The organism is Sellimonas intestinalis, from assembly GCF_001280875.1.
GTDB classification, from domain to species: domain Bacteria; phylum Bacillota; class Clostridia; order Lachnospirales; family Lachnospiraceae; genus Sellimonas; species Sellimonas intestinalis.
The window spans coordinates 35,906-46,907 of record NZ_LGAJ01000007.1 but is presented as its reverse complement, the minus strand read 5'-3'; the positions used below and the strand labels follow the sequence as shown (position 1 = coordinate 46,907).

11 protein-coding genes and 1 other annotated feature are annotated in these 11,002 nt (G+C 46.0%); all 11 genes read right to left on the bottom strand.

Translation table 11 applies throughout. From position 1 onward, the window contains the following. Window positions 1-70: 70 nt before the first annotated feature. Window positions 71-877 carry a carbohydrate ABC transporter permease gene (locus AOA56_RS07635; RefSeq protein WP_053769319.1) on the bottom strand — a complete coding sequence of 269 codons (807 nt, stop codon included), beginning with the start codon at window positions 875-877 and terminating at the stop codon, window positions 71-73. Between the two features lie 16 nt (window positions 878-893). Further along, window positions 894-1,775, bottom strand: coding sequence for a carbohydrate ABC transporter permease (locus AOA56_RS07630; RefSeq protein WP_082136387.1), 882 nt, complete (start codon window positions 1,773-1,775; stop codon window positions 894-896). A 112-nt stretch (window positions 1,776-1,887) separates the two neighbouring features. Next, window positions 1,888-3,195, bottom strand: a complete 1,308-nt coding sequence (locus AOA56_RS07625; RefSeq protein WP_024733750.1) for an ABC transporter substrate-binding protein — start codon at window positions 3,193-3,195, stop codon at window positions 1,888-1,890. 282 nt (window positions 3,196-3,477) lie between these two features. Continuing rightward, window positions 3,478-3,990, bottom strand: a complete 513-nt coding sequence (locus tag AOA56_RS07620) for a hypothetical protein (RefSeq protein ID WP_024733751.1) — start codon at window positions 3,988-3,990, stop codon at window positions 3,478-3,480. Between the two features lies 1 nt (window position 3,991). Then, window positions 3,992-4,939 carry an AraC family transcriptional regulator gene (locus tag AOA56_RS07615; protein ID WP_024733752.1) on the bottom strand — a complete coding sequence of 316 codons (948 nt, stop codon included), beginning with the start codon at window positions 4,937-4,939 and terminating at the stop codon, window positions 3,992-3,994. A 157-nt stretch (window positions 4,940-5,096) separates the two neighbouring features. Continuing rightward, window positions 5,097-5,471: a 50S ribosomal protein L7/L12 gene (gene rplL / locus AOA56_RS07610; protein ID WP_048621073.1), complete on the bottom strand. Its 375-nt coding sequence runs from the start codon at window positions 5,469-5,471 to the stop codon at window positions 5,097-5,099. 46 nt (window positions 5,472-5,517) lie between these two features. Further along, window positions 5,518-6,069, bottom strand: coding sequence for a 50S ribosomal protein L10 (gene rplJ, locus AOA56_RS07605; RefSeq protein WP_024733754.1), 552 nt, complete (start codon window positions 6,067-6,069; stop codon window positions 5,518-5,520). A 29-nt stretch (window positions 6,070-6,098) separates the two neighbouring features. Continuing rightward, window positions 6,099-6,233: a sequence feature (ribosomal protein L10 leader region), on the bottom strand. A gap of 47 nt (window positions 6,234-6,280) precedes the next feature. Then, the gene (locus AOA56_RS07600; protein WP_024733755.1) at window positions 6,281-7,624 is read right to left on the bottom strand and encodes a M18 family aminopeptidase; all 1,344 of its coding nucleotides are present in this window, start codon (window positions 7,622-7,624) and stop codon (window positions 6,281-6,283) included. Window positions 7,625-7,627: 3 nt separating this feature from the next. Then, window positions 7,628-8,143: an amino acid permease gene (locus tag AOA56_RS07595; protein ID WP_024733756.1), complete on the bottom strand. Its 516-nt coding sequence runs from the start codon at window positions 8,141-8,143 to the stop codon at window positions 7,628-7,630. Between the two features lie 35 nt (window positions 8,144-8,178). Next, the gene (locus AOA56_RS07590; protein WP_238117745.1) at window positions 8,179-9,153 is read right to left on the bottom strand and encodes a LysR family transcriptional regulator; all 975 of its coding nucleotides are present in this window, start codon (window positions 9,151-9,153) and stop codon (window positions 8,179-8,181) included. A gap of 13 nt (window positions 9,154-9,166) precedes the next feature. Continuing rightward, window positions 9,167-10,942 carry a PEP/pyruvate-binding domain-containing protein gene (locus AOA56_RS07585; RefSeq protein WP_048621075.1) on the bottom strand — a complete coding sequence of 592 codons (1,776 nt, stop codon included), beginning with the start codon at window positions 10,940-10,942 and terminating at the stop codon, window positions 9,167-9,169. Window positions 10,943-11,002: the final 60 nt, after the last annotated feature.

Sequence of the window (11,002 nt, the reverse complement as noted above, 5' to 3'; positions counted from 1 at the left end):
GTGTCTTATTATACTAAAACAGGCCGCCGCATTTGCGGCAGCCTACTGCTTTATGCGGGTACTCTGTCTATTATTTTACAGCTCCTGTAATACCTTCTGCAAATTGCTTCTGGAGAATGAAGAAAACAATCATCGTAGGAATAGAGCAGAAAAGAACCCCTACCATTAAAACCCCATAATCCGTCGTATAACCGCCCGAAAGATTCGCAATCAGCATCGGCATTGTCTGTGAATCCGGAGTTGTCATAATTACCTTCGGCCACAGATATGAATTCCATGCATTCATAAATGTAATAACCCCTGCCGCCGCATAAGTCGCTTTCATCATCGGCATATACATTTTTACAAAAATACCAATCTCACTCAGGCCGTCAATACGCGCGGCTTCCATCACATCGATCGGAAAATTACGCGAATTCTGCCGGAACATCATAATCAAAAACGGCGTCGACAGAGACGGAAGCACAAACCCCCATACAGAGTTCAAAAGTTTAGCACCGGATAAAAATTTAAACAGAGGAATCATCGTTGCGACCTGCGGAATCATCATCGCAAGCAGCAGGACCGAAAACAGGATATCCTTTTTCTTATCGTGGTAAAGCTCAAATCCAAACCCTGCCAGAGAGCAGATCAAAATAGCAAGCACTGTCTGGGTAATCGCATACAGCGCAGAATTTCCCATCGCGCCCCACAGATCATTGCCAGATACCAGATTGTGGAAATTCTCCATGAAATGTCCGCCAATCGCAAGTTTCCCCCTGGCCACATCGATAGATTCATTCGTGGCTGCGGAAATCATCCAGTAAAACGGGAAAACTGAGAAAAACGCTACAATAACGAGGAATATATATGTAGGAATCAATCTTCTCTGAACCATACTTCTATTCTTTTTCTTAGTCACGCGTATCACCTACCTTTATATTGATCAACGCCAGAATTGCGACAATAACAAATACAAAGAACGACATTGCGGTCGCATATCCGAAGTTCGCGACACCCTTTCCAAACGTACTGTTGTAAATATAGTGTGACATTGTAATTGTTGCGTTTGCCGGACCGCCGTTTGTCAGGTTGACGGACTCATCGAACAACTGTAAAGTTCCGTTGATGGACATAATAAATGTCATAATAATCGTCGGCTTCAAAAGCGGAACAGTGATGTTCCAGAACGTCTTCCATCCGTTAGCTCCATCAATCTTCGCCGCCTCGTACACAGAATATTCGATATTCTGCAGGCCGGCAAGGTAGAATACCATATTGTATCCAGTCCATCTCCAGATCAGGGCGATAATAATAACGACCTTTGCGCTTGCCGCATTCCCGAGAAAATTATAGTTGGATTCTAAAATTCCCAGATGAACCAGAATAGAGTTGATCAAACCATCTGTCGCAAACAATGATTTAAAAATCAAAGAATAGGATACCAGTGACGTAGCACATGGGAGGAAAATACATGTACGGAAAAATCCTTTTAGCTTCAGATCCTTATTGTTCAGAAGCTGAGCCAGCAGGATGGCGAGTACCAACATGATCGGCACCTGGATCAGCAGATACAGAAACGTATTTTTTACCGATGTCAGAAACAGCTTATCTGAAAACATCCTTGTGTAGTTGTTAAAAATCGGATCAGACCATTTCATGTTCGCGCTGGAACCGGTCTGAAGTGACATAATGAACGCCTGAATCATCGGCCAGAATGCCATGACCGCGATCAAAATCGTCGCCGGGGTGAGGAAAACCCATCCGGATGCCGACTGTTTTGCCAGCAGATTCATTTTTTTCTTCGATTTCACTGGAGTCCCTTCCTTTCCTTCGCTTCAATGACAACGAGGAACGAAAACTCGCCCCTCGTTATCTGATACTTTTTATTACAATGATTGCCTACGATTAGTTGCCCATATCAAAGTTCAACTGATCTTCTGCTTCTTTCAGCGCATCCATCGTATCTGTTCCGTTAATGATCTTTACGATTGCGGATCCGACATAATCACGTGCCGCATAGTGGAAATCACTCTGCTCTACTTTCTGTACATGCGTTCCCATCTCAACGATATCAGCATAGATTGGCTGATTGTTGAAGAATTCAACACCTTCATTGTAGACTTCTGTCTCACCTGCCGGAGCATAAGTAGAAATCACGCCGCCGTCTCTCAGAGCATTGTCATATGTTGTTGTGCTTCCGCCGAATGTATAAGCGAGGAAATCTTTTGCAAGATCAACATTTCCACAGTTGGATGTAATATAAAGGGATGAGCCGCCGTTACTTGCATATCCTTCTCCGCCTTCCAGTGTCGGCATGGTAGTGATTTCCCATTTACCGCTGTTTGCCTCTACTTTTTCGATTGTAGGAAGAATCCAGTTACCATTCATAATACCGGCCACCTGATCACCCTGAATTGCCTTGTCTGTATAATCAGACCAACTGTTCGGCATCAGAAGGATCCCTTCTTTTGCCATCTCAACGAGCTTCTCGACGATGGTTACAAGCGTTTCGTTCTCTGTAATGTAAGGTTTGCCGTCCTTGAACTGGGATACGCCCTCTGCCTGCAGCATGATGTAAGGAAGGTCATTACCATCGGAATTCATACAAAGCAGGGCTTTTCCCGTTTTTTCCTTAACTGCTTTACCAACTTCCATAAACTTGTCCCATGTACATCCTGTCAGGTCATCAATGGTATACCCGGCCTGCTCAAGAAGATCGGTACGGTATGCACATACAACAGTTCCATTGTCAACCGGAACTCCGTAGTGCTCCCCGTCAATCGTAGAGTAGTCAATCTTCTCCGCAGCGAAGTCATCCCAATTGATATCGATGTCGCCAAGCGGCGTCCATGCGTCCGGATAATCAGCTACATATCTGTGGATGTAGTGATCCTGGAAGAGTACGATGTCTGGAAGGTTGGAATAATCTCCTGCTGATCCGGCCGTTGTGATTGCCGTTTCAATATCCTCAGATGCGGCCTGCTCCAGAATTTCCAGTTCAAACTCGGAGTCTACGTTTTCTTTGTAGTCGTCCGCCGCAGCCTGGATCGCCGGAATATTGAACGCCGGATCCCAAGCCATAATTGATAATTTGTGTCCGCCTTCTTCGCTACCTTTCTTGTCCTCTTTTTTACTGTCAGAAGATCCGCTGCAAGCCGCAAGGGACAGTGTCATTGCTCCAACGAGTAAAACGGAAAGCCACTTTCTTTTCATAATATTACCTCCTATCTTCATGTCCGGTTCTGTCTCTCCGGACATCTCCTAAAATTAATTATATCAAGACACGCTTTCCCAATTTACGCATATTCACACATATATTATGCATTTTCAACCATTTTTGTCTGCTCAGTACACTTTTTTCTTCATTTTCCCGCTTTTTCTATCCACTTTGCACACTATTAGGCTGAAAATATTTTCTTATCCCCTCATATTCTTTCTGTTTTTATCTGATCTTCCGTTTTTTTTATCTTTTGGATCCGATTCGTTTCCTTTTCTTTATGCAAAAAAGACTTTCTCAGGAAAAAGCGTTTTTAATGCACGCAGCATCTCGTCATTTAAGTCCAGTAGAAGCTTCACCTTCTCCCGCCCCTCCCCTATGATCATCGTGTAGTACGGGATATCATCATCATACGATGTGTAATCATACTTTGGAATGTGCTCTGTTCCACCTTTTTTCCGGTACTTTGCAACCTTGTCATGCCAGTGCGGAGCCACAACTTCCAGTTTGTTCAGATCCAGTTCATGCATCTGTCTGCGATGACGCTTCCCTGTAATCATATCAATCGAAAAATGTGTTCCTTCCATCGTGTACTCATATTCCTTCTGGCTAAAAAAATCATAAGCCAGGTAAAGACAGATCAACAGAAATCCCGACAGCATAAATCCCCTGGAAAAAACAATCCCCAAAAGCACAAAAAACACACCAAAGGCGATCATCAACACCTTCAAAAGACCTGCCCCCGCCTTTTTCTTTCTTGTCACCTGTTCTGTTATTCTTATTGCATACATGCTACCATCCCTCCTCTGAATGTACGTTGAATTCCAGCAGCTTCCGTTCAAAATTTTCCGGTTTCTTTCTCCACTCTTCCGGCGTCATCCCTACGGTCTTGTGGAAATTGCGGTTAAATGTAGAGCTTGTATAATATCCGCATTTCTCCGCGATCGCGGCAATCGAATCATCCGTCTTGATCAGATATTCACACGCAGACCGAATCCTCACTATATTGATATACTCCAGAGGGCTTACGCCCATGTATTGTGTGAACACCCTTCGAAAATGCGTCTCGCTCAGGTGAAGACGCTTGGCAATATCACCGACCTTGATCTGCTCCCGGTAATGATCACTGATATAATCGAGGGATCTGGAGACCAGATTGCTGATCTTGGCTTTCTCACGCATATTTACGCTTCCTCCCCCTTGTATATTTCCATTTTCTCTTGCAATTTTGGAAAGAAAGGCAAGCATCTCCCCTTCTGCTTCTTCCTGATAAAACGGCTCTCCTCTTCGCATAATCTCAATAATATTCTCGATACTCTCCGTCAGTTCCGGGGCCTTACCACGGTTAGTAAAAATCGCCCTCTGGTTGACCTGGTGCAGCATCTGCTCTACGTACCTCGGTGATCCGGGAACCATCTTGTTCAGCATCTGCTCCACATCTACAAACAGATACTCCCAATAGCTGATATTTCCCGGATCACTGTTGGTTGTATGCAGATAATTACTCGGGATTACCGTCAGTTCACCTTCTCCTTCAAAATAATATTCGTCATCTCCGATCACCATTGCGCCCTTCCCCTCATGGCAATAGCCGATCTCAAGATAATTATGGAAATGGAGATAATCAATATCGCGCCCGTAGTTCTGACGCCACTTTTCTCCCAAAAGAGCCATTACCGTCCGGTTTTCCGGCATCCGGTAATACCGGAATTCTGCCTTTTTCTTTCTGTTTCTGCTCAATCTTATCTCGCCCTCCCTATACCGTCCTATGACCTTCTGAAGTATCGGTCCTTTCTTCCATTTTACCAGGAGCAGCCCACTCTGACCAGCCCCCGGCCGTCTAAAAACCAAAAGAGGCAGGATCCCATCGGAATCCTGCCTGATTGCTTTGCAAAAATTATTTAACGTTAACTTCTGCGCCTTCTCCTTCGAGTTTTGCTTTGATTTCTTCAGCTTCCTCTTTGGATACTGCTTCTTTTACTACCTTCGGAGCGTTGTCAACAAGGTCTTTTGCTTCTTTTAATCCAAGTCCTGTAATTTCACGAACGACTTTGATAACTTTAACTTTGGAAGCGCCTGCTGCTACAAGCTCCACGTCGAACTCAGTCTTTTCTTCAGCCGCTGCTGCCTCTCCGCCTGCTGCTGCTACAACAACGCCTGCTGCTGCGGATACACCAAATTCTTCTTCACATGCTTTTACTAATTCGTTTAACTCTAATACAGATAATTCTTTGATAGCTTCAATAAATTCAGCTGTTGTTAATTTTGCCATTTCATTTACCTCCATATTTTGTTTCGGTTTGTTCTCTTTGAATTAATTACTCAGCCGGTGTCTCAGCCGGTTCTTCTGCCGGAGCTTCCTCAGCCGCTGCTTCACATGCTCCTGCTCCACCCTGTTCAGCGATCTGATTAAGTACACGAGCAAGATTTGTGATAGGTGACTGTAAGCTTCCAAGCAATTTGGAAAGAAGCTCTTCTCTTGAAGGAACTTTGGACAGTTCATTGATTCCTGCCGCATCGTAAACATTACCCTCTACTACGCCGGCTTTTACTTCCAGAGCCTCTGCTGTCTTAGCAAACTTGCAGATGATTCTTGCCGGAGCTGTAGCATCGTCTTTGGATACAACCAGAGCGCTCGGTCCCTCAAGATATTCTTCCAGGCCCGCGAACTCTGTTCCTTCAAAAGCTCTTTTCATCATTGTGTTCTTGCAGACTTTGTAAATGACACCTGCTTCTCTTAACTGTTTACGCAGTTCTGTATCCTGTGCTACTGTAAGTCCACGGTAGTCAACGAGGACAACAGACTGAGCGTCTTTGATGTCATCAGCGATCGCCTGCACGATTGGCTGTTTTAATTCCACTTTTGCCACGATTAACGCACCTCCTTGTAGTATTTGTGAGCTGCCAGAAAAAACCTCTCCGCACAAAGGCAGAGAGGTCAACATTCAAGTAATGAATTGTGTCTTCCTCGGTAGGCGTTTTAATCCTTATGCCATCCGGCACCTACTGTCTTCGGCAGTTACTCCGTAACTATAGCATGGGTTTTTATGGTTGTCAATATATTTTTCAAAAAAGCTACAGTTACTCTGTTTCCATCCGGATCGCCCCGTCCGCATCCTCGTGTATGTGAGTCCGGAAAAAACATTCTGCCGCTCTTTTCAGATACTCGATATCCAGGACCCCGGACGTTTCAAACGGCGAGTGCATTGCAAGCTGAGGCAGTCCGATATCCACCGCTTTCATAGATACCTGTGCCATCGCAAGATTTCCAAGGGTACTTCCGCCTGCCATATCAGAACGATTGGCAAAATACTGAAGAGGAACGCCTGCCTTCTCACAAATCGCCTTGAAGATCGCGATACTCACGCCGTCGCTCGTGTACTTCTGTCCCGCATGGGACTTGACCACGATCCCCTCATTGATGTAAGCACAGTTTCCTTCGTCTGTCTTCTGCGTGTAATTTGGATGCACCGCATGTGCGTTGTCACAGCTTATCATAAAGCTGGACGCGGCCGCCCTGCAGAAGTCCTCATCTGTCTTTCCGAGACCGCTGTTGATACGCTTTAACACATCCGCCAGAAAAGTGGAAGCCGCACCCTGTTTCGTCCCGGATCCCACTTCTTCATTATCAAAGCAGGCAAAGACATTCACCCCTTTCGGGTTCTTTCCTGCCAGGAATCCTTTCAGGGAAGCGTAGGCGCACTGGAGATCATCCAACTGCGGACAGGAGAGGAACTCTTCATCCATTCCCCAAATAGAAGGCTCCATTCTGTTATAAAGGAATAGATCCATCCCCAGAATTTCGTCCGGCTTTACGCCGATCTCTCCGGCGATCTCCGCCTTCACTTCGCCTTCCTCCAACACGCGGCCGGCAATCAACGGAAGCATATCTGTCTGCTTATTGAAGCTCTGCCCCTCATTGGCCTGACGGTTCATATGAATGGCAAGGCTGGGAATCATCAAAAGATCCCTGTCTATTTTCACCAGACATTCTTTGAGTCCGCCCTCTTCTTTGACAACCGCCCTTCCCGCAAGAGAAAGCGGCCGGTCAAACCATGGTCCGCAAAGCATCCCGCCATATCCTTCTGTGTTCAGTTTGGTATAGTGGCCTCTGACTTCCATCTGCGCGTTCTCTTTTACCTTAAAGGTAGGAGAATCGCTGTGGGAAGCAGCAATCTGAAAATTATAATCTGCCGGATCTTCCCCGATCTCAAAAGCGATGATACTAGAATGATTTCGTGTCACATAGTATTTCCCGCCGGCTTTCATCTCCCATTTTCTGCTCTCCTGAAGCGGCATAAAACCTTCTTTTTCCAGGATCACTCCAATATTGGCGGTCACATGGAACGGAGTCGGTGACTCTTTAATAAATGCCGCAAGTTCCATCGCTTCTTCCCTGTATTTGACTGTTTCCTTCTTATCCATCTTCTAACTTTCCTTTCTTTGCTCCCGTTTTGCTATCATCGGGAGAATCAGACCAAGCGCAGTCAGCACAATCGGTGTAATAATGTTGAGCGCCATGGTAAGTGGATCTTTATTGTACATTCCCATGATACAGCAAGCAGCGGTAATAAGGAAGCACCATCCGCCAAAAAAGTAGGCAATTTTCTGATTTTTTACAAACCGGTATTCCACGTCAATCTTCCTGATCGCCTTTCTCAGCGCAATATATGCTACGAATACCCACAAATAGCGCAAAGGCATACAAACCGAATTGAGTCTTGTGAGCTGCTGGAGCACGGACGCCGCCCCCGGCATTACTGTCTGGATCAGAATAATCGCTCCGGAAAGAATCACTACCAGCCAGATTCCGTTGCTAAACGCACCATATTTGTTCTGCTTACGAAGTTTCTCCGGGATAAACTCTTTTGTCTGATCGTTGTCAAGCAGCATACGGAGCGGAGCATCAATACTCAAAATCAGGATCGCAAACTGTCCGATCATATTGCAGAGCTTTTTATTTGTTTCTCAAATACTATTTATATATTTTTGTTTATAATTGCCTTCTCTTCCACAGCAACTTTCATAAATTCTGCCATGCTTTTTGTGAAATATTTATTCTTTCTGTAGTAAAAGTAAACGTTCCTCTGAGCCGCCGGGTCATCGATTTTATAATAAATCATGTTCCGGTTATAAGGAAATCCTTTCACTACCGTATCACTCACAATCGAAATCCCCATTTCCCTTTCTGTATAAGATAGTACCGACAAGATCTGATCCATCTTAAAGGCTACTTTTGGCGTGAATCCCGCTCTTCTGCAAATGGCGTCTACCCGTTCCCGAGTGTCGTTATGGGAGCGAAGCATCAGAAATGGATCGTTCTCAAACAGTTTGAGCGCAACGCCATAGACTTCAGGGTTCAGATGAACATTCTGTCTGATGTCCTCGGAAGTCATCCCCCAGGCACCGGCTGCCTTGTTACTCTCAAAGGAGGCAGGAACTGCCAGAAGCAAAGCTTCTTTCATAAAGAACCTCTTATCATAGATCTCCTCATCCATCGGATAATTGTCCAGCATCAGATCAATCTCTCCAGAGAAGAGTTTCTTCTCAATCTGGGAGGTATTTGCCTCCACAAGATTCAGCTTAATCTTCGGAAAACGTTCCTTGAACTTCTTGACAATCGGCGGGAGTACAAAAGAGATAAAGAGATACGTTCCTCCGATCGTGAGCCGCCCTGTCCGCAGTTCATTGAGATTGCCGACATAACACTGAAAATCCTCCTCAAGATCCATGATCTTTTCCGCCGTTTTCATATACTTCTTCCCACACTCTGTCAACTGAACAGGGACTGTGCTCCGGTCAAAAAGCGGCATCCCTATTTTCTTTTCGATCTTCTTCACCGTTGCGCTCAACGCCGGTTGTGAGATGTACAGATTGGCCGCCGCCTTGGAAAAACTCCCCTCTTTATATACCTCATAGACATAATCCATGTTCGCGAACATATTTTCTTTCATCGTTTTCCCCTTCTCATTCTTTTGTTTCTGTCTTTATCAGCCGGCAGACAGCCCGTCCATCCGCCGCGTCCAGATAAAGAATGGCAGCCTCTTTCACCCGGAATATTTTTATAATATGAAGCAATTCCTGTGTAATCTCTCCTACGAGCTCCGTCATCACTTCAGGATATGCTTTCAGAATCTCCGGCCGGTAGATTCTTGTCTTACTATTTTCGTTGATAGCGCCGTAGTAGACGTCCGCCTCAACCAAATTCTGAAACATATGGCTCCCGTACGACAGCTCAGGGCGATATCCGGCCTTTCCGTAGGCCACTTCACAGATGGCGCCAAAACTACTGATGTCCGCATAGGACACCGGGACGCCGAGCTCCGGTGAGGAAGTCCCGATTCTCCCCGGAGCCAGAAGAAGTGCTTTCTCCTCTGACTCTTCCAGATAGTGATTGATCTTTCCTATTACATGTCCCACGTCCGGTTTCTTCTTATATGGATACTCATAATAAGCCTGTGGATCCACCCAAACAATATAATCCAGTTTCTGCTCCTTAGACCGTCTCATGGACGTCCGGCGCACATCAAACAAAAACTCCTCATCCACGTCTTTTGGTATCTTAACCTGATCCGAAATTCCGGAACGTAACGGTCGACACTGTACGAGAGTGACGCTCCAATCCTTGTCCCCTACGGCATTGACGGCAAACTCAATGTCTACCGGCTGATGATAATTCTCCTCCAGGCTCTTTAACAGTCTCTTCATCATCTGAATAAAAATCCGGTCTTCCACCATTCCCTGGCAGTCCGCAAAGTAGATCTTCCTGTAATCACCCCGCCTTGAAAGCATCTCTTCCGCATCCGTATCCCGCTCCAGGATCAGCCTCCGGTATGACTTTGGCATCCCATCGATAAGTTCCGAAAGCCGCTTTGTACAAACCTCCTTTTTGGCCAGATCCACCACATCCACCTGGCGCTGGGAATACTTGTGCTTCTCCCCGACCGATCCCCAGAGATTACCCTGGGCGCAGTCCAATCCCACAAGCCTTGGATAATCCCCCGGAGTTCTCGTAACAGCCCTTGTCCCGAGTCCTGCCACCATCCGAAGCATCCCGGCTTCCGGGTTGATATGCTCCATCCATTTATAAGGATTGTAGGAACATCCCATACCGGCAATCGCTGGATAATACAGATCGCCGATCCGTTCCCCCGCGACTCTCTGAATCAGCAGACCCATCTGCTCCTCCTGGTCTGGCCGATGCCATTTTCTCCGGTACTCCATGGCCTCCTGATTCTTTACGCTGTCATAGACCCGGCCAGCCGCCAAAAGAAGCGCCTCCAGACAGTCCTCCCTGGCACCCTGGTTAGCACAAAAGACAGACTCGTACTTTCCAAAGAACGCATTGTCATACCCGTCCTCCATCAGACTGCTGGAACGCACAATAAACGGCGCGCCATCGAAATAGTCGAGAATCTTCCGAAACTCCTCCGCAAACACCCGAATCGGTCTCCCATCACGAACCTGACAGAAAATCCCTGTCCCCACAAACCAGGACGGACATGGCTCCCATCTGTCTCTGTATTCAGGAAGAAGCTTTTCCATCATTTTCTCCACCAGAAGAAATCCGCAAGATTTCCCGCCGATGACGCCGTCTCCGGTCTTATGATCCTCAATCCTCTGAAAATCATCCTCGTTAAAGTAAGTCAAGATCATTCTTGCAAGTCTGGGATCACTGGTCATCATCCTATAGCACCATTCTCTTTTTCTCTCTTCTTCCATGGCGTTCCCATCTCCTCTCATACGCCCTGCACCCCTTCTTTGCAGCAATAATTATAAGCTTTTCATAAGGGGTATATATAG

Excerpts from the sequence above, each read along its gene's own strand:
- AOA56_RS07635 (WP_053769319.1), bottom strand. The coding sequence starts at position 877 with ATGGTTCAGAGAAGATTGATTCCTACATATATATTCCTCGTTATTGTA.
- AOA56_RS07630 (WP_082136387.1), bottom strand. The coding sequence starts at position 1,775 with ATGAATCTGCTGGCAAAACAGTCGGCATCCGGATGGGTTTTCCTCACC.
- AOA56_RS07625 (WP_024733750.1), bottom strand. The coding sequence starts at position 3,195 with ATGAAAAGAAAGTGGCTTTCCGTTTTACTCGTTGGAGCAATGACACTG.
- AOA56_RS07620 (WP_024733751.1), bottom strand. The coding sequence starts at position 3,990 with ATGTATGCAATAAGAATAACAGAACAGGTGACAAGAAAGAAAAAGGCG.
- rplL (WP_048621073.1), bottom strand. The coding sequence starts at position 5,471 with ATGGCAAAATTAACAACAGCTGAATTTATTGAAGCTATCAAAGAATTA.
- AOA56_RS07600 (WP_024733755.1), bottom strand. The coding sequence starts at position 7,624 with ATGGATAAGAAGGAAACAGTCAAATACAGGGAAGAAGCGATGGAACTT.
- AOA56_RS07595 (WP_024733756.1), bottom strand. The coding sequence starts at position 8,143 with ATGATCGGACAGTTTGCGATCCTGATTTTGAGTATTGATGCTCCGCTC.
- AOA56_RS07590 (WP_238117745.1), bottom strand. The coding sequence starts at position 9,153 with ATGAAAGAAAATATGTTCGCGAACATGGATTATGTCTATGAGGTATAT.
- AOA56_RS07585 (WP_048621075.1), bottom strand. The coding sequence starts at position 10,942 with ATGAGAGGAGATGGGAACGCCATGGAAGAAGAGAGAAAAAGAGAATGG.